This is a genomic window from Dyella sp. CR10, assembly GCF_055814425.1.
In genome coordinates, this window is sequence record NZ_CP185986.1 from 4,656,173 (window position 1) to 4,674,581 (window position 18,409).

Genomic DNA, 18,409 nt, shown 5'->3' on the forward strand with positions numbered 1-18,409 from the left:
GGGAACGAACAAGCGGCCAGGCGCGCCGGTGCCGCCGCTTGCTGGCAATGAAGGCGATGGAGTGCCCATGACGGGAGAACTACCCTTGATCGCCGGCTGGCTGTTGCTGCTCGTGTCGCTGCTCTATGTGGGCCTGCTTTTCGTGGTGGCCTACGCGGGCGATCGCCGGCCGCTGTACCCGCGCCAGCCGAAGCTCCGCCCGATCGTCTACAGCCTGGCCCTGGCGGTGTACTGCTCGTCCTGGACGTTCTACGGCGCGGTCGGCACCGCGGCGCGCGAAGGTCTGGGCTATCTGCCGATCTATCTTGGTCCCGCGCTGCTGTTCGTGTTCGGCTTCGGCCTGATGCGGCGGCTTGCGCTGGTGGCACGGCGGCGCAACATCACCTCGATCGCGGACTTCATCGGCGCCCGTTTCGGCAAGTCGCACGGGCTCGCCGCGGCCGTGGCGCTGATTGCCGTGATCGCGATCGTCCCCTACCTGTCGCTGCAGTTCAAAGCAGTCTCGATGTCGTATGCGGCGCTCGGTGGCGGCGCTTCGCAATTCGGCGACAGTGCGATGTGGTGCGCGATCCTGCTGGCGACCTTCGCCATCCTGTTCGGCACACGCACCATCGACGCGACAGAACATCACCACGGCATGATGCTGGCGATCGCACTGGAATCGCTCATCAAGCTCGCGGCCTTCGCAGCACTCGCTGTCTACGCGCTTTGGCACGGGCCCGGACTGAAAGCGACCGCGGCCTTACCGGTGCAGCAGTTCGCCGAAGGCATTTCGCCCGGCTTTCTCGCGCAATCGCTGCTCGCGTTCTGCGCGATGTTCTGCCTGCCGCGCCAGTTCCAGATCGGCGTGGTCGAATGCGAGGATCCCAACGATCTTTACCGCGCGCGCTGGATGTTCCCCCTATACATGCTGATCGTCAGCGTGGCGGTGATACCCATCGTGGCGGCCGGCCTGCAGCTGCCGGCGGTGAGTCATGGCATCGCCGATGCGTGGGTGCTGAATCTGCCGCTGGCGCATGGCCATCGAGGGATGGCGCTGCTGGCCTTCATTGGCGGCTTCTCGGCTGCCACCGGCATGGTGATCGTCTCTTCGGTCGCGCTTTCCACGATGATCAGCAACGACCTGGTGATGCCGGCGCTGCTGCGCATCCGCCGGCTTCGGCTGGAACAGCGCAGCGATCTGTCGCAACTGGTGTTGCTGGTGCGCCGCATTGCCATCGTCGCGCTTGCGTGCATGGCTTACGTCTACTATCGGGTCGCCGCGGATACGGCCAATCTCGCCGCGACGGGCCTGCTCGCCTTCGCCGCCGTCGCGCAGTTCGCGCCGGCCATCGTGTCCGCGCTGTACTGGCGTGGCGCCAGCCGCCGCGGTGTCGCCACCGGTTTGCTCGCCGGCTTCGCGGTGTGGGTCTACACCCTGCTTCTTCCGGCAATGATTCCTGCCGCGCCTTGGTTAAGCGAAGGCCCGCTCGGGCTCAGCTGGCTGCAGCCGCAGGCGTTGTTCCACCTGAGTGGCTGGGATCCTGTCATGCACGGCACGTTCTGGTCGTTGCTGACGAACATCGGCTGCCTGGTCTTCATCTCGCTGCGCTTCCGTCCCAGTCTCGAAGAGCGGTTGCATGCGGCGATGTTCATCGAACCCGACGCCGTGGATCGCGGCGGGGCGAGCGATTGGCGCGGCCGCGTCTCCGTGGCCGATCTGCGCACCATCGCCGAGCGCATCGTCGGCGAGCGCAGTACCCAGCGTGCCTTCGAGGATTACGGCGAGCGCCGCGGTCGAGCGCTCGCGGCGTCGGAATCGGCCGACCGCGCGCTCATCCAGTACACCGAACGCCTGCTCGCTTCCGCGGTCGGCGCGGCCAGCGCGCGGCGCATCCTGATGGGGGCGCTATCCGGCTCCGGCCTGGATATCGCCGAAGCCATGGCCCTGATGGACGAAGCCTCGCAGGAACTGCGCTTCAACCGCGAGCTGCTTTCCACCACGCTGGAAAACGTTTCCCAGGGCATCAGCGTGGTCGATGCGGGTATGCGGCTGGTGGCCTGGAACCGTCGTTACCTGGAGCTGTTCGATTATCCCGACGGCATGGTCTATGTCGGTGTGCCGGTAGCGGATCTGATTCGCTGGAACGCCGAGCATGGCGAATGCGGCCCTGGCGAAGTGGAAGGACATGTCGCCAAGCGCATCGGCCACATGCGCGCAGGCTCGCCCCATCTGTTCCAGCGCATACGCCCGGACGGCACCGTGATCGAAATGCGCGGGCGCGCATTGCCCGGTGGCGGCTATGTCACCACCTACACCGACGTCACCGCATACAAACACGCCGAGCAGGCGCTGATCGAGGCGAACGAGAACCTGGAACAGCGCGTGGACCAGCGCACCGCCGAACTGAGCGAAGCGCTCACCGCCACCGCGCATGCGCGCCGTGAAGCGGAGGCGGCCAATGCTTCCAAGACGCGCTTCCTCGCCGCCGCCAGCCACGATCTGTTGCAACCGCTCAATGCGGCGCGTCTGTTCACCTCAGCATTGCGCCAGCATCCTGGCCTGGATGCGGAAGCCGGCCAGCTCGCCGAACGCATCGACGCTTCGTTCCGTGCCGCTGAAGACTTGCTCGACGCGTTGCTCGATACCTCGCGTCTGGACGCTGGCAGTTATCGTCCGGACATCGGCAGCTTCGCGCTGGCGGACCTGTTCGACTCGCTCAAGGCGCAGTTTGGCGTGCTGGCCGAACAGCGCGGGTTGCAGTTGCGCATCGTCGATAGCCGCCTTGCGGTGCGCAGCGATCCTCAGCTGTTGCGGCGCATTCTGCAGAATTTCGTATCGAATGCGCTGCGCTACACCCAGCGTGGCGGTGTACTGGTGGGTGCGAGGCGTGTCGGCGATGAAGTGCGCATCGAAGTGTGGGACACCGGCCCGGGAATCGCCGAAGAGCAACGGGCGCGTATTTTCGGCGAGTTCCAGCGGCTGGACCGCCCTTCGCCCTGGGGCGAGAAAGGTCTGGGGCTGGGTTTGTCCATCTGCGATCGCATCGCGCATATCCTCGGTCACCGCCTCGAGCTTTCCTCGCGCGTGGGGCGCGGCAGCCGCTTCGCGGTCGTGGTGCCGCGCGTGATGGCGGCGCCGGTCCGGCGGCGCGCGGCCGCGCCGCCTGCCGCGGTCGCCGAGCGCCTGCCATTGACCGTGCTGTGTCTGGACAACGATGCGGCGATCCTCGACGGCATGCGCGCGCTGCTGCAGCGTTGGGGCGTGGATTGCCGCGTCGCGCTGGACGTGCAGCAGGCGCAGCAGGAGTTGCACCGCGGCGGCATCGATATGATCCTTGCCGATTACCACCTCACCGAAGAAATGAACGGCCTGCAGGCGCTGCAGTACCTGCGCGGCATCGTCGGCGACCTGCCTCCGGTCGCGATGATCACCGCCGACGGCAGCAGCGAGTTGAAACAGCGCGCGCGCCTGCTCGGTTACCCGCTGCTGCACAAGCCGGTGCGCCCCGCTGCTTTGCGTGCGCTGTTGAGCGCACGCTTGCGCAAGGCAGCAGTCTGAGCGAAAGACTCAGTCGTCTTCTTCGGGCATCGGCTGCAATGCGCCAGGCTCCAGCGAAAGCTGGCTCGCGGCGAGCGCCACCTGGGTGCGGTTGTTGACGCCGAGCTTGCGCATGATCGCCGTCATATGCGCCTTCACGGTAGCTTCGGATACGCCCAGGTCATAAGCGATCTGCTTATTGAGCAGGCCTTCGGCGATCATGGTCAGCACGCGAAATTGCTGCGGCGTGAGCGACGCTACGCGATTGGCCACATCCGCTTCGTCGTCCCGCAGCATGGCACCGCCATCACCGAGCATGGCACGAGGCAGCCACACGTCACCGTCGAGCACGGCACGGATCGCCTTTACGATCTCTTCGCCGGAACTGGACTTGGGAATATAGGCGGATGCGCCGTGCGCCAGCGCGCGGCGCGCCACGTGTGCTTCCTCGTGGCCGGACACCACGATGGTGGGCAATCCCGGAAACTGTCCGCGGATATGCGCGAGAGCGGAGTAGCCGCGCGCGCCGGGCATGTGCAGGTCGAGCAGCAGCAGGTCCGCTTCCGGAAACTGCTCCACCAGGATCAGCAAGCTATGCACGCTGTCCGCGCAATGCACGCGCGCGTCGGGCAGGGCGTTGAGCACCGCGCGCTGCAGGGCATCGCGGAAAAGAGGATGGTCGTCGGCGATCAGGACATCGGGCATGGGTATGAAAAAGGAGCCGGATCATCGATGACTCGTCGCCACGCGATTCGCCCGGCTCCTCGGGTCCTCATTTGATCAGGCGTTCTTCCACCAGGTTTTTCACCACGCTCGGATCGGCCAGCGTGGAGATGTCGCCCAGCTGGTCGGGCTGGTTCTCGCCGATCTTGCGCAGAATGCGGCGCATGATCTTGCCCGAACGCGTCTTGGGCAGGCCTGGCGCCCACTGCAGGTAATCCGGTGTGGCGATCGGGCCGATCTCCTTGCGTACCCAGGCGATCAGCTCCTTGCGCAGCTCATCGCTGCCTTGTTCGCCGGCGATCAAGGTGACGTAGGCGTAGATGCCCTGGCCCTTGATCTCGTGCGGGCAGCCCACCACCGCGGCCTCGGCCACCTTCGGGTGGGCGACCAGCGCGCTTTCCACTTCGGCGGTGCCGATACGATGCCCGCTCACATTGATCACGTCGTCCACGCGGCCGGTGATCCAGTAGTAGCCGTCCTCATCGCGGCGCACGCCGTCGCCGGTGAAGTAGTTGCCGGGGTAGGCGGTGAAATAAGTTTCGATGAAGCGCTGATGGTCGCCGTACACCGTGCGCATCTGACCTGGCCAGGAATCGGTGATCACCAGGTTGCCCTCGGTGGCGCCTTCCAGCACCGCGCCGCCCGCGTCGACAATGGCCGGCTTGATGCCGAAGAAAGGCTTGGTGGCGGAGCCGGGTTTGGTGTCGATGGCGCCGGCCAGCGGGGTGATGAGGATGCCGCCGGTTTCGGTCTGCCACCAGGTATCCACGATCGGGCAGCGCTCGTCGCCCACCACGCGGTAGTACCACTCCCACGCCTCGGGATTGATCGGTTCACCCACCGAGCCGAGCAGGCGCAGCGACGCGCGCGAGGCCTTCTTCACCGGCGCCTCGCCTTCGCGCATCAGCGCCCGGATGGCGGTCGGAGCGGTATAGAACAGGGTGACCTTGTGCTTGTCGACCACGTTCCAAAAGCGGCTGGTGTCCGGATAGTTGGGCACGCCGTCGAACATCAGCGTGGTTGCGCCGTTGGCCAGCGGGCCGTACACCACGTAGCTGTGGCCGGTGACCCAGCCCACGTCGGCGGTGCACCAGTACACGTCGTCTTCGCGCAAGTCGAACACCAGCTCATGGGTGTAGCTGGCGTACACCAGGTAGCCGCCGGAGGTATGCAGCACGCCCTTCGGCTTGCCGGTCGAGCCGGAGGTGTACAGGATGAACAGCGGGTGCTCGGCCTCCACCGGCGTGGGCGGGCAATCCGCCGACTGGCCTTCCATCAGCACGTGGTAGTAGCGGTCGCGCGGCGATTGCATCGGCACGGCGCTGCCGGTGCGGCGAACGACGATCACGGTTTCCACGCTGTTGGTACCGGGGCGCTCCAAGGCGGCGTCGACGTTGGCCTTGAGCGGGATCTTCTTGCCGCCGCGCACGCCTTCGTCGGCGGTCACTATCACCTTGGCGGTGGAATCGGCGATGCGGCCAGCCAGCGAATCGGGCGAAAAGCCGCCGAATACCACCGAGTGCACCGCACCGATGCGCGCGCAGGCCAGCATGGCCACCGCCGCTTCGGGGATCATCGGCATATAGATGGCCACGCGGTCGCCCTTGACCACGCCCAGGTTCTTCAGCGTGTTGGCGAACTTGCACACTTCGGCGTGCAGTTCGCGATAGCTGATGTGGCGCGATTCGTTCGGGTCGTCGCCCTCGAAGATGATCGCGGTCTTGTCGCCGCGCGTGGCCAGGTGGCGATCCAGGCAGTTGGCCGAGACGTTGAGTTCGCCGTCCTCGTACCAGCCGATGCGGAAGTCCTTGGGATCGAAGGAAACGTTCTTGATGCGCGTGGGCGCCTTGCTCCACGTCAGGCGTTGGCCGATCCGGCCCCAAAAACCCTCGGGATCGCGCACAGACTCCGCATAAAGACGCTCGTAGTCGTCCTTGCGGACGCGGGCCTGGGCGGCGAACTCGGGCTTGACGGGGTACACCTTGCTCATGGGGGAAGCTCCTGACCGGGCGGACAGGCGCCCGAGAAACGTGGAAAAGCCCGTGGCAAGGCCCTTGCCAACGGCGCGTCCAGCGAGTTTAGCGAAAGGGCGGCAAAGCGGACGTGACCGGTTCGCTTCGACTTTGGTCGAGGTTCGACCAATGGGGAATAGGCGCCCGCAACGCAGCACGCCCAAGCTCGGCCTGGCCATAGCCTGGGGAGGCAAGATCATGGTGTTCAAACGTTCGGGCGGTCGTCGCACCGCCGTCGCGCTGGCCATTGCCGTCGCGCTGGCCCTGCCGCTGGGGGCGCAGGCCGAGCCGCAAGCCAAGGCCAAGACCAAGCCGGCCACGCGCGAGCAGCAGCTTGAATCGCGCGTGTCGCAGCTCGAACAGGAGCTGACGGAACTTAAGGACATGCTGCGCCAGCAACAGGCCCAGCAGCAGCAACAGCAGCAGCAGGTGGTCCAGGCGCAGCAGCAGGCGGCCGAGGCCAACGCCACCGCGCAGAAGGTTGCGGCCGCGCCGCCGCCGAAGGAAACCTTCACGACGGCGCCGGGCGTGTCGGTGGCCCTGCACGGGTTCATCAGCACCAGCGCCTTCACCCAGAGCAAGAACTTCTCGTTCGGCAACGGCCAGAACGCGGAGTACCCGGTCCCCAAGACCACCGCGGCGCCTTCGTCCGGCTCGCTCAGTGGCGTGGACATACGCAACACCCGCTTCTGGCTCGACTTCAAGGGTGCCAAGCTCAACGACAGCTGGAATGGCGGCGGCCGCATCGAGATGGACTTCTTCGGCGGCTTCAACGGTACCGGCCCCTACAGCGAGCAGCAGCCGGTGCCGCGCCTGCGCCAGGCCTACATGGACCTGACCAATCCGGACATCGGCAGCACCGTGCGTATCGGCCAGCAGTGGGAGCTGTTGTTCCCGCTCGACATGGTGCCGACTTCGTTGTCGCACATCGCTTTCCCGCCGGGCTTCGGCACCGGCCTGATCGGCTGGCGCTTCCCGGGCGTGGTGTGGATGCAGGACCTCAATCACGGATCGTCCTCCGGCCCCAAATGGCGGCTGGACGTCGGCGCCTTCGAGGGCACCTGGAACGGCCCGGGCGACAACGTGAACTACCTCACCGCGGGCAATGCCGGCTTCCGGCCGCAGGTGGAAGCGCGCCTGCATGTGCAGGACAAGGACTGGCTGGCCTTCTTCGTGGCGCATTACAGCCAGGTCAGCCTCAAGGGCGTCGGCGACACGGTAGCCGCGCCGATCAAGGACAAGATCACCAGCCTCGCCTACGAAATCGGCGCCAACTGGAAGCCGGGTCCGTGGAATCTCAAGGCCCTGGTGTATGCGGGCAAGGGCATCGGCCAGGTGTTCGGCGACCTCTCGCAGTTCGGTGATATCAAGGACAAAGGCGGCTATCTGCAGGTCGGCTACAACTTCACCAAGAACTGGAGCGTCAACGCGTTCTATGCGCAGAGCAATCCCGATGACAAGGATGTGATCCGCTGGGCCGGCAAGGCGCCGTTCGCCAATGGCCGCCTGCGCAACCGCCAGTCCATGCTCAGCCTGCAGTACGCCGCGGGCGCATACGAACTGGGCGCGGAGTGGATGTACGACAAGCTCGACTACACCACCACCGGCCTCGACCGGAAGAAACTCAGCGGCAACCAGTTCAGTCTCAACGCGCTTTACAAGTTCTGATCGAAGGAGCGACGCACGGGGGTGCGTCGCTCTTACGACGCCTCATGGACGATCGCGTCATCGCCCGATCCGCCTTCGTGGCGGCCGATACACCTTGGCCCAGCCTTTCCATCCCTGGGGGAGCAACATGGCAACGACCGCAATGGACGCCTCGCTGGACACCAGTCACCGCAGGGTGATTCTGGCCTCCAGCCTAGGCACCGTCTTCGAGTGGTACGACTTCTACCTGTACGGCTCGCTCGCCGTGCTGATCGGCAAGCACTTCTTCTCCGGGCTCAACGAGACCAGCGCCTTCATTTTCGCGCTGCTGGCGTTCGCGGCCGGCTTCGCGGTACGACCGTTCGGCGCAATCGTGTTTGGACGGCTGGGCGATCTGGTGGGGCGCAAGTACACCTTCCTGATCACGATCATCATCATGGGTTTGTCCACGTTTCTCGTCGGCGTGCTGCCCAGCTATGGCACGGTGGGCATCATCGCGCCGGTGATGCTGATCGCGCTGCGCCTGTTGCAGGGCCTGGCGCTCGGCGGCGAATACGGCGGTGCGGCCACCTACGTGGCCGAGCATGCGCCGCATGGCAAGCGCGGCCTGTACACGAGCTTCATCCAGATCACGGCGACCTTCGGTCTGTTTCTGTCCTTGCTGGTGATCCTCGGCACGCGCATGAGCCTGGGCGACAAGGTGTTCGAGGACTGGGGCTGGCGCATTCCGTTCCTGATCTCCGCGGTACTGGTCGCGGTATCGGTGTACATCCGCATGCAATTGCAGGAGTCGCCGGTGTTCCGCCAGATGAAGGCCGAGGGCAAGCACTCAAAGGCCCCGCTGACCGAAGCCTTCGGCCAGTGGAAGAACCTCAAGCTGGTGATCCTCGCGCTGCTCGGTGCCACGGCCGGGCAGGCGGTGGTGTGGTACACGGGCCAGTTCTATGCGTTGTACTTCCTGACCCAGAGCCTGAAGATCGACGGCACCACGGCGAACCTGCTGATCGCCGCCGCGCTGGTCATCGGCACGCCGTTCTTCGTGGTCTTCGGCTGGCTGTCGGACCGCATCGGCCGCAAGAGCATCGTGCTGGCAGGCTGCCTGCTGGCGGCACTGACTTACTTTCCGATCTTCAAGGGCCTGACCCACTTCGGCAACCCGGCGATCGAGACGGCCGCGGCCAGTGCGCCGGTCACCGTGGTGGCCGATCCGAACGCGTGCAGCTTTCAGTTCGATCCGGTCGGCAAGAGCAAATTCACCAGCTCCTGCGACGTAGCCAAGACCTTCCTCGCCAAGAAGGGCATCCCTTACCGGAACGAAGCGGCTCCGGCGGGAGCGGTGGCACAGGTGAAGATCGGCGACCGCACGCTCGACTCGTTCGAAGGCGGCAGTCTCGACAGCGCGGCGTTCGCGGCGCAGAGCAAAGCCTTCAGCGCCAGCGTCGGCGACGTGCTCAAGAAAGCTGGCTATCCGGACAAGGCCGACCCCGCGCAGACCAACTACCCGATGCTGGTGATCCTGCTGGCCATCCTGGTGCTGTACGTGACCATGGTCTACGGCCCGATCGCCGCATGGCTGGTGGAGATGTTCCCCACGCGCATCCGCTATACCTCGATGAGCCTGCCGTACCACATCGGCAACGGCTGGTTTGGCGGCTTCGTGCCCACCATCGGATTCATGCTGGTGGCGTGGAAGGGCGATATCTATTACGGCCTGTGGTATCCGATCATCGTGGCCGTGGGTACGTTCTTCATCGGGCTGCTGTTCCTGCGCGAGACAAAGGACGTGGACATCATCGACTGAGTGCCAGTGGATGAATCAGCGGCGAAGGCATGCCTCGAGCATGCCTTCGCCATGTCTTTCAGCTGCTCGAGAGCGTGTTTCGTCTTATCGCGGCCGGGCAGGCCAGGGAACGAACGCAAAGACCCACAGCGCTACCAGGTTCAACAAAGGCACCCAGAGCAAGAGCGCGAGCGCGCCTGGAAAGCCGGCGCGAGCGACGATGCGCCAGCACGGCACCAGCATAAATACCGAAAAGAAGAGCAGTACGAGCAGGTGAACGATCGACATCGTGGAACCCGGTAAGAAAGTGTCGAGGTCCTGCCCCGGTCATCGGCTGTCGACCGTGAATAACACGGACCGCCAGACTCGCGGGGCAGCGGCAGCTTGCTCGTTCCGATGCAAGCCGCCGGCCATGGCTGACAACACGTGCGCTCATGCCTGAGGCCAGACGGCTACGGCTTTCAGTCGTAGCCTACTTGGGGAGGCAACTGACGGTGATTCTCCCCTCGACATTCACCGAGCCGCACAGCCACTCGCGTGCGTAGTGAATGTCCTCCACTTCGGCGCCGAGGAATTGCAGGCGCTCGCGCATATCGATGACGTCATCGGCGCGGCCGTTGCCCGTGTAGTCGAAACCCCATACCTCGTTCTCGAGCTGGGTCCTCTGCACCGGCAAGGAATTGCCGTGCGAATCCCGCAACGAATCCTCCACGACCTTGTACACCGGCACGGTCGTGCTGTTGTCCAAGCGCAGGGTGACCTGGCCGCCCTCCTTGAAGTACACGATGACATCGATGGCCGGAAGCTTGTTGTTGTCGATGATGCCGAACGCGGAAAGCACCTTGGCCACGTTGTCCATGCCGATGTTCACCCTTTGCAGCATGTTGTCGCGCACGTGGTCGAGCAGCACGGCGCGCTTGGGACCGGCCTTGGCGATGTCGAACGGGGTCACATTCGGATCCGGGTAGTCGATCACCGGATTGATCGGGTTGCCGAGAATGCCGGCATTCGTGGGAAAGAAATTCCCGTCCTTGCGAAACTTCCGGTATGCGGCCGATGCCGGCTGCGTCGGGTCGACGATCTGGAACTCGTAGAACTTCTTAAAGCCCACCGGCTCCGTGTAATAGAACTGCATCATCGACTGATAGGCCTCGAGATAGGGCTGCTCGACCTCCTTGTCGTACACGTAGGTCACGATCGGCGCATCGTTCGGCCGAACGTTTCCTATCGAGCGTTCCTGCTGACAGCCCGGCTCCAATGGACTGGAACAGGGCGGCCGCGACCAGCCGCGCGCCAGCTGGTACTTGTGAATCGTCTGTGCGGGAACGTTGGCGACATAGAAATCGAACGTGCCCAGCTCACCGGTGAGACCCTTCACCATCTCGCGCTCCTGCTCCACCGAACAGCCATCGCAGGAATAGAGGTTGACGCGATCGGCGGCGACGACCGGCAGGGCCGTCAGCGCCAGCAGGGCGCCGCTGAAAATTTTGCCAATCATGAATTGCTCCTTTTCGTCGTTTGGCAACTTTGAGTTGCGAAACGGAACATGGGCCAAGGCGTCGGGCCGAGGCAATCGGAGCAAGCCGAAAATCGGCTGATGCGCTCCGGACATCGGAGCGCTGAGCCATCAAGAAAAGAAGAACGGCGAAGCGCCGCTCAGCGGCCGAAGGGCTGCTTGCCTTCGCGCAGGCGCTGCAGGTCGTACTCGGACAGGGTTTCTACGCGCGCGTTGGCGCTGATCTTCGCGTCCGCGAAGGCAAACACGGTGACGAAGGCGCCCACGACGCCGAGCAGCAGCCACAGCCCCATCGCGCCGCCGCTGTGGCGGGTGAAGCTGACGGTAAGGGAGAGCAGGGTGCCGATCAGCAATAGCCAGCGCATGGGGTCCTCATTGCCGGGGCGCAGGAAGGTCGCCGGAACGGTTCTCACGCTACGCCGGCCGCGGCGCGGAGCATAGTAGGCCGAACGCCCAGGGTATGCCGTACCACGCACAAACCTGCGGAGCCCGAGTCGTAAGATCGGGGCCGGTTTCCCCTCGGATCGCGCGGACATGAAGGACGCCGCTTCCACCCCCATCGACGCCGGGCGCCCGGGCTGGCCGCAGCGCGCCATCGACCGCGCCGGCAGCACATTCGCGCTGCTGCTGGATCACCTCAAGCCGTTGCGCGTATCGCTGTGGGTGCTGGCTATCACGGCCGTGGTCGCGACGGGCGTGGACCAGGCCGCCGAGCTGTTCCTGATTGCGGTATGGATCGACCCCAGCCTGGGCCGCTACCTGGCGTTGCTAAGCAGCAGCGCGCTGGCGGGACTGGCAGTCTGGTACGGCGCGCGCAATGCCTACCGGCTGAATTACCTGCGCTGGCCGGCGCTGCAGGATCGCCGTGGCGCCGGCTTGCGCGACTGGCTGCCGCGTGTGCTTGGTGCGTCGGTGCCGCTGCTGGTGCTGCTCGGCTATCTGTTCGCGCTCAATCGCGTGCCGCATGGCCCCTGCGGCGCGACGCTGGATTGTGCGGGACGGGCTTGGCGCGCCAGCGGCCTGCTGCTGGTGTCGCTGGCGCTGATCGTGTTCTTCATGACTCGGCGTCGCTTCGTCAACGCCTTGCCGCGCTCGGATGGCCACCTGCCGACCATGTGCGCGCGTCCGTCGGAGGAACCGCGCGTCGATCGGGCCGGCCTGCTGGGACGCACCGCGCGGCTGGTCTATGCGCTGTCCATCTTCGCCAACGTCGCCGCCACCGTGTTGATCGCGCTGCGGCCGGAGCTGCTGGACGGGATCGGGCCGCTGGCGATCCTGCTGATCGCCGCCGCCTTCTTCTGCCTCAACGGTGGCTGGCTGTGCCTGCTGGCGGACCGGCGCGGCTTTCCGCTGCTGAGCTCGCTGCTGCTGCTGAGCGTCGTGCTGCACCTGCTCCACCTCAACGACAACCATCGCGTACGCCAATACCCGGGGATGAGCACCCACCAGCATCCCGCTGCCGCGCCGGCGGATACGCGGCCCGCGTTCGAGGATTACGCCAACGCCTGGCTGGACGACCGCTGCGCCGGCCGTTCGCCGTGTCCGGTGGTGGTGGTCACTGCCGAAGGTGGCGGCATCCGCGGTGCGGCCTGGACGGCGCTGGTGCTGGCGCGCCTGACCGCGATGGTGGACGAGCGCGGTCCGCGCCATGGCGAGTCCCTGCTGCCGCGCTTCATCTTTGCCGGCAGCGGCGTGTCCGGCGGCAGCTTGGGACTGGCCGCCTACGTCGCGCTGCTGCGCCAGCCGGGTATGCGGCCAGCCGATCTGGAACCACGGGCGCGCAACCTGCTCGACCACGACTTTCTCGCGCCGGCGCTGGCCAACATGTTCTTCGTCGACTTCACCCAGCGCTGGCTGCCGGGTTCGTGGTTCGATGATCGTTCCCGCGCGCTGACCCGCGCCTGGGAGCATGCCGGCCGCCGCGAGGGCACCGACGCCTTCGCGCAGCCCTTCAGCGCGCTGTACCGCCTGGCCGACGGCCGGCCGGATACCGCTACGCCGGCGTTGTTTCTCAACAGCACCACCGTGGCCGAAGGACGACGCTTCATCCAGCATCCGTTCCGGCCGCTCGCCTCGCCGCGCGAACAGCCCTGGACCGCGGCCTTCGACGGCTCGGCCTGGCTGGATCCCCGTGTGCCGCTAGGCGAAGCGGTGCTCGACAGTGCGCGCTTCACCTATGTCAGCCCCGCCGGCACGCTGGAAACGAAACTCGCGCCGGGCCTTACCTCGCCCGTGCCAGAGCGCTTGCAACTGGTCGACGGCGGCTACTTCGAGAATTCCGGTGCTTCCACGCTGGACGAGGTGATGCATCGCCTGCGTGTCCTGGCCGATGCGCGAGGTCTGCGCCTGCGCTTCATCGTCCTGCACATCAGCAACGATCCGGAGCTCGCCGACTTCGTCGACCGCCACGATCCCGCGCAGCCGCTGCCGCTCTACACCACGGCCTGTCCGGGACCACAGGTCACCGGCAAGGGGACCTCTCCCCGAGGCGAAGCCACCGCGCCGCTGCTGGCGCTGCTGGACACGCGCACTGCACGCGGCGAATACGCACGAGCCCAATTGCTGTATCGCTTGCACCCGGATCCGGCGAATCCGGCGCAGGGAGACATGCTGTGGCATTTCCGGCTGTGTCCGGGCAGTTATCCGATCCCGCTGGGCTGGACCATTTCGGCGCCGGTGTTCGACGAGCTGCGCCGTCAGCTGGAAGCCAATTACCCGTTGGCATCGATGGCCGACGCGCTGCATTCGCAGCTGGACGCGCCTGACCGGTCGCGCTGACCGGTCGCGCGAATCTCGGGCCCTGCGACGGTGCGGGCGTAGGCTCGGTTGCCTATGTCCGAGACCGCCAAGCCCATCCAGCCCATCAAGGGCCGGGGTTCGTCCTCCCGCACGGTCAGCCGCTTCGACAAGCGCACCTACGAGGCGGAAGACGACGGCTGGTACCGCGAGCCGGACGAGGCGCCGCGCCTGCCGACCGACGTGCGTGAGGACATCGCGCGCAGCATCATCAGCCGCAACGATTCGCCCGACGTGGGCTTCTCCCAGTCAGTCAATCCATACAAGGGTTGCGAACACGGTTGCGTGTACTGCTTTGCGCGGCCCACCCACGCCTACCTGGATCTGTCGCCGGGCCTGGACTTCGAAACCAGACTGTTCGCCAAGACCAATGCGCCGGAGTTGCTGCGCAAGGAACTGGCGCGGCCGGGCTACCGCTGTTCGTCGATCGCGCTGGGCATCAATACCGATGCGTACCAGCCGATCGAACGGAAGTACCGCATCACCCGCCAGTGTCTGGAGATCTTCGCCGAAACGCATCATCCGGTGGGTTTGATCACCAAGAACGCCCTGGTCGAGCGCGATCTGGACCTGCTCGTCCCGATGGCCCGCGAGCGGCTGGTGCACGTGTACTTTTCGGTGACCACGCTGGACAACCGCCTGGCGGCCAGGATGGAGCCGCGCGCCAGCGCGCCGCATGCGCGGCTGCGCGCGATGAAAGCACTGCACGAGGCCGGCGTGCCGGTGGGCGTGATGGTCGCGCCGGTGATTCCGATGATCACCGACCGGGAGCTGGAAGCCATCCTGGAAGCGGCGCGGGAGCACGGCGCGCAAGCCGCCGGCTACGTGCTGCTGCGTTTGCCGCACGAGCTGAAGGAGATCTGGCGCGAGTGGCTGCAGCTGCACTATCCGGAGCGCGCCGAACACGTCATGAGCCTGATGCGGCAGATGCACGGCGGCAAGGATTACGACAGCGCATTCGGCAAGCGGATGCGCGGCGAAGGTCCGTTCGCCCAGCTGATCCAGCAGCGCTTCGCCAAGGCGTACGCGCGCCTGGGTTTCGGCCGGCTGGCGCCGGTGGACGTGAGCCGTTTTGTGCCGCCCAGACCGCCTTCGCCGCAAGGCGAGTTGTTCTAGCGAGCAGGGGAGCGTGTCGCGCGGAGCGAGACGCCGCCGGCGCACACTATGCCGATGACCGTGCCTTCCGATCCCACGCCTTCCGATCCCTGGCTCCGTGCGCTCAAGGGTCGTGGCGCCGCCTCCAATCCACAGGGACGTTTCGAGACCATCCGCCGCCATGCGGAGGACGACGGCTGGCAGCACGCGATGCTGCTGGAGGAACAACCGCGTCCGCAGACCGTGGTGACGGAGGAACACGCGCGCAGCGTGATCACCCGCAACGATTCGCCGGATATCGGCTTCGACCGGGCAATGAATCCCTATCGCGGCTGCGAGCATGGCTGCGTGTACTGCTTCGCCCGCCCATCGCACAGCTATCTCAATCTCTCGCCGGGCCTGGACTTCGAAACCAAGCTGCGCGCCAAGAGCAACTTCGCCGAAGTGCTGCGCGCGGAACTGGCCAAGCCCGGCTACGTGCCCAAGCCCATCAATATCGGCAGCAATACCGACGTCTATCAGCCGATCGAGAAACGCTGGCGGCTGACGCGCGCCGCGCTCGAAGTGCTGGCCGAATGCCGGCACCCGTTCACCATCGTCACCAAGAACGCCTTGATCGAACGCGACCTGGATCTGCTCGCGCCGATGGCGCGGGAAGGCCTGGTGCAGGTGTTCATCTCGATCAACTCGCTGGACAACCAGCTCGCCGCCAAGCTGGAGCCGCGCGCCAGTGCACCGCACCGGCGCATCAAGGCCGTGCGCACGCTGGCCGAGGCCAGTGTGCCGGTGGGCGTGCTGGTGGCGCCGATCATCCCCGCGCTCAACGACCGCGACATGGAAGCCGTACTCGACCAGGCAGCCGAAGCCGGCGCCAACAGCGCCGGCTACACGGTGCTGCGCCTGCCGCACGAGCTCAAGACGCTGTTCCGCGAATGGCTCGCGCTGCACGCACCGCAGCGTGCGGAGCACGTGATGAGTCTGGTGCAGCAGATGAACGGCGGCCGCGACTACGACGGCGACTTCGCCACGCGCATGCGCGGGCAAGGCGTGTTCGCCGACCTGCTGCGCCGCCGCTTCGACGTCGCCTGCCGCCGGCACGGCTTGGGGCGCGCATGGGAGCTGTCGCTGGACACCTCCCGTTTCATACCGCCGCGCGCGCCATCACCGCAGGGGCAGCTGTTCTGAGGCGGCGAATCTTCAGGAGAAGCACTGGCGCACGGGATGATCCTCAAGGCTTCGCCGGCAGGTACTTCTGGAACCACAGCAGGGCCCGCTGCAGCACATCGCGCTGGTGCGCCGGATTGACGAAGCGGTGGCCTTCGCCGGGATAGACGACCAGCGCGGTGGGCACGCCCTGCGCACGCAGCGCGTGCCAGAACTCCAGCGATTGCGCCGCCGGGCACTCGGCGTCGCGATCGCCGACGACGACCAGGGTGGGCGCGCTGCTCTGCTTGATGAAGTTGACTGCCGAGCTCTTGGCGTAGGCCGCCGGATCGTCGTACACCGAGGCGCCGAAGTACGGCAGCATCCACTGGTCGATCAGGTTCTGGCCGTAGTAGCTCTGCCAATTGCCGATGCCGGCGCCGGCGACCACGGCCTTGAAGCGCTGGGTCTGGGTGGGCGCGAACATGCTCATGAAGCCGCCGTAGCTCCAGCCGGTGAGACCGAGCCGCTTGTCGTCTACGGGCAGGCGCTTTTCGATCGCATCGATGCCGGCCAGCGTGTCACGCAGGTCGCCATAACCGAAATCCTTGCGGTTGGCCTGCACGAAGGCCTCGCCCTGGCCATAGCTGCCGCGCGGATTGGGCATGAATACGAAATAGCCCAGCGCGGCGAACGGTACGCCGCCGTAGCCCACGCCCGGCCAGCGCGGCAGGACCGCGCTGGCCGGACCGCCGTGGATATTCACCACCATCGGGTAGGTCTTGGCCGGGTCGTAGCCGGCCGGATAGATCAACCAGCCCTGCACGTGCCGGCCTTCGTGGTCCCACTCGATCGACTCGGCCTTGCCCCAGGCGGGACGGCTGTTCGCGTTGAGGCGGGTGACCGCGGGCGGCGCACTGGCGCCGAGCGGGCCGGCGTGCACTTCCGGCGCGGCGTCGAAGGCGCTCTGCACGTAGGCCAGCTGGCGCTGGTCGGCTGACAGCGACAGGGCCATCGCGGCGCTGCCGTCGCCGATCGTGGCGGGCAGGGTGAACAGCACGCGTTCCTGCGTGGCGGAGCTTCCGGTGGCGGTGTACTCGGCCACCTGGCTCTGGCCGTTGGCGATCTGGCTCACCAGCAGGCGCTGGCCGCCGGTCCAGGCCAGCCATACCGGCGTGACGCGGATGCCGGGAGTGAGGTCCACCGGTTCGCCACCCGCGGCCGCAACGCTGTAGATGTCGCCGCCGGTGGCGCCCTGGTCGCTCATCAGTCCGCCGATGAACGCGATGCGCTCGCCGTCCGGCGACCACCGCGGCAGGGCGATCTGCAGGCCACGCAGGTTGCCTCGCGTGCCGGTCGAATCGACCACCACGCGCGCGGCGGCACCGGCCTGCGCGTCCTGTACCACCAGCTTGGCGATCCACCAGTTGTTGTCGCCGGGCGGTGGCGCGGCCACGTAGGCCAGCCGCCTGGCGTCAGGCGACCATGCGAATTCATAGACGTGCGTGCTGGTGGAAGTGAGGCGGCGCGGCGCGCCGCCTTGGGCATCCACCACCGCGACCTGCTGGACTTCCACGCCATCCACGCCGACTTCGCCGGCCATCGGCCGGGCCGCCTCCAGCGCGCTGGAGCGGCGAGTGGCGTTTTCCACGTAGAGGAAGCCCAGCGCACGACCGTTCGGCGCCCAGGCCAGTTCCTGCGCGATGCCTTTGAGCGTGGCGAGCTTTCTGGCGCCGCCGGGGCTAACGACGTCGGCGACGAAGACATCCTTGTGCCGATCGCTGTTGCCGCAGTCGGACAAGTACGCGAAGCGGCGCGAGTCCGGCGTCCAGGCGATATCGCTCTGGCTGCAGCTGCCAGGCGCGATGTTGCCGACCGGCAGCGGATTGCTGCCGTCGGCCTTGGCCACCTCCACCATCGGCTTGCCCTGGCGGGTCACCACCCAGGCCAGCCAGCGGCCGTCCGGCGACAGCTTCGCCATGCTGATCTGCTGCGTCTTGGCCAGATCGGCAAGCAGGCGTTCGATGCGCGGATCCGTAGCCGCTTGATCGGCGCAAGCCAGCGGCGCGACGACCAGAGTCAGGATGCCGGGAAGCCAGCGGAGCATGTGGCGCATGGGATTCTTTGGATGGCTAAGTAAGCCGGTCACGCTAGCAGCAGACCCGGGTCCGGACCAG

Annotated in this window: 12 protein-coding genes; 6 read left to right on the forward strand and 6 right to left on the reverse strand. The window is 66.2% G+C overall.

What is annotated here, in order from left to right:
* Positions 1–85 precede the first annotated feature (85 nt).
* Positions 86–3,541, forward strand: coding sequence for a hybrid sensor histidine kinase/response regulator (locus tag ACNR9O_RS20970; RefSeq protein WP_473700825.1), 3,456 nt, complete (start codon positions 86–88; stop codon positions 3,539–3,541).
* Positions 3,542–3,550: 9 nt separating this feature from the next.
* Here ACNR9O_RS20970 and ACNR9O_RS20975 read toward each other — a convergent pair whose 3' ends face one another.
* Together ACNR9O_RS20975 and acs are read right to left on the reverse strand one after the other, a co-directional pair.
* Positions 3,551–4,225, reverse strand: a complete 675-nt coding sequence (locus ACNR9O_RS20975) for a response regulator transcription factor (protein ID WP_473685125.1) — start codon at positions 4,223–4,225, stop codon at positions 3,551–3,553.
* 67 nt (positions 4,226–4,292) lie between these two features.
* A complete protein-coding gene (gene acs / locus ACNR9O_RS20980; protein WP_473685123.1) occupies positions 4,293–6,233 on the reverse strand; it encodes an acetate--CoA ligase in 1,941 nt (646 codons plus the stop codon).
* Positions 6,234–6,453: 220 nt separating this feature from the next.
* On the opposite strand from acs, the gene ACNR9O_RS20985 reads away from it, so the two are divergent.
* Both ACNR9O_RS20985 and ACNR9O_RS20990 read left to right on the forward strand, forming a co-directional pair.
* Positions 6,454–7,923 carry a hypothetical protein gene (locus tag ACNR9O_RS20985; protein ID WP_473685121.1) on the forward strand — a complete coding sequence of 490 codons (1,470 nt, stop codon included), beginning with the start codon at positions 6,454–6,456 and terminating at the stop codon, positions 7,921–7,923.
* Between the two features lie 127 nt (positions 7,924–8,050).
* Positions 8,051–9,703: an MFS transporter gene (locus tag ACNR9O_RS20990; protein WP_473685119.1), complete on the forward strand. Its 1,653-nt coding sequence runs from the start codon at positions 8,051–8,053 to the stop codon at positions 9,701–9,703.
* 84 nt (positions 9,704–9,787) lie between these two features.
* On the opposite strand, the gene ACNR9O_RS20995 is transcribed toward ACNR9O_RS20990, so the two are convergent.
* From ACNR9O_RS20995 to ACNR9O_RS21005, 3 genes are all read right to left on the reverse strand, one after another.
* On the reverse strand, positions 9,788–9,970 hold the full coding sequence (locus ACNR9O_RS20995; RefSeq protein ID WP_473685117.1) for a hypothetical protein: 183 nt from the start codon (positions 9,968–9,970) through the stop codon (positions 9,788–9,790).
* 184 nt (positions 9,971–10,154) lie between these two features.
* A complete protein-coding gene (locus ACNR9O_RS21000; protein ID WP_473685115.1) occupies positions 10,155–11,180 on the reverse strand; it encodes a hypothetical protein in 1,026 nt (341 codons plus the stop codon).
* Positions 11,181–11,338: 158 nt separating this feature from the next.
* Positions 11,339–11,563 carry a hypothetical protein gene (locus tag ACNR9O_RS21005; protein WP_473685113.1) on the reverse strand — a complete coding sequence of 75 codons (225 nt, stop codon included), beginning with the start codon at positions 11,561–11,563 and terminating at the stop codon, positions 11,339–11,341.
* Positions 11,564–11,732: 169 nt separating this feature from the next.
* On the opposite strand from ACNR9O_RS21005, the gene ACNR9O_RS21010 reads away from it, so the two are divergent.
* From ACNR9O_RS21010 to ACNR9O_RS21020, 3 genes are read left to right on the forward strand one after another with little or no spacing between them, the layout of a single operon-like run.
* A complete protein-coding gene (locus ACNR9O_RS21010) occupies positions 11,733–13,976 on the forward strand; it encodes a hypothetical protein (protein WP_473685111.1) in 2,244 nt (747 codons plus the stop codon).
* Positions 13,977–14,030: 54 nt separating this feature from the next.
* Positions 14,031–15,110, forward strand: a complete 1,080-nt coding sequence (locus tag ACNR9O_RS21015; protein ID WP_473685109.1) for a PA0069 family radical SAM protein — start codon at positions 14,031–14,033, stop codon at positions 15,108–15,110.
* 54 nt (positions 15,111–15,164) lie between these two features.
* The gene (locus ACNR9O_RS21020) at positions 15,165–16,274 is read left to right on the forward strand and encodes a PA0069 family radical SAM protein (protein ID WP_473685107.1); all 1,110 of its coding nucleotides are present in this window, start codon (positions 15,165–15,167) and stop codon (positions 16,272–16,274) included.
* A 43-nt stretch (positions 16,275–16,317) separates the two neighbouring features.
* Here the strand turns inward: ACNR9O_RS21020 and ACNR9O_RS21025 are convergent, their stop codons facing one another.
* A complete protein-coding gene (locus tag ACNR9O_RS21025; RefSeq protein WP_473685105.1) occupies positions 16,318–18,348 on the reverse strand; it encodes a S9 family peptidase in 2,031 nt (676 codons plus the stop codon).
* Positions 18,349–18,409 lie beyond the last annotated feature (61 nt).

Excerpts from the sequence above, each read along its gene's own strand:
- ACNR9O_RS20975 (WP_473685125.1), bottom strand. The coding sequence starts at position 4,225 with ATGCCCGATGTCCTGATCGCCGACGACCATCCTCTTTTCCGCGATGCC.
- acs (WP_473685123.1), bottom strand. The coding sequence starts at position 6,233 with ATGAGCAAGGTGTACCCCGTCAAGCCCGAGTTCGCCGCCCAGGCCCGC.
- ACNR9O_RS20985 (WP_473685121.1), top strand. The coding sequence starts at position 6,454 with ATGGTGTTCAAACGTTCGGGCGGTCGTCGCACCGCCGTCGCGCTGGCC.
- ACNR9O_RS20990 (WP_473685119.1), top strand. The coding sequence starts at position 8,051 with ATGGCAACGACCGCAATGGACGCCTCGCTGGACACCAGTCACCGCAGG.
- ACNR9O_RS20995 (WP_473685117.1), bottom strand. The coding sequence starts at position 9,970 with ATGTCGATCGTTCACCTGCTCGTACTGCTCTTCTTTTCGGTATTTATG.
- ACNR9O_RS21000 (WP_473685115.1), bottom strand. The coding sequence starts at position 11,180 with ATGATTGGCAAAATTTTCAGCGGCGCCCTGCTGGCGCTGACGGCCCTG.
- ACNR9O_RS21005 (WP_473685113.1), bottom strand. The coding sequence starts at position 11,563 with ATGCGCTGGCTATTGCTGATCGGCACCCTGCTCTCCCTTACCGTCAGC.
- ACNR9O_RS21010 (WP_473685111.1), top strand. The coding sequence starts at position 11,733 with ATGAAGGACGCCGCTTCCACCCCCATCGACGCCGGGCGCCCGGGCTGG.
- ACNR9O_RS21015 (WP_473685109.1), top strand. The coding sequence starts at position 14,031 with ATGTCCGAGACCGCCAAGCCCATCCAGCCCATCAAGGGCCGGGGTTCG.
- ACNR9O_RS21020 (WP_473685107.1), top strand. The coding sequence starts at position 15,165 with ATGACCGTGCCTTCCGATCCCACGCCTTCCGATCCCTGGCTCCGTGCG.
- ACNR9O_RS21025 (WP_473685105.1), bottom strand. The coding sequence starts at position 18,348 with ATGCGCCACATGCTCCGCTGGCTTCCCGGCATCCTGACTCTGGTCGTC.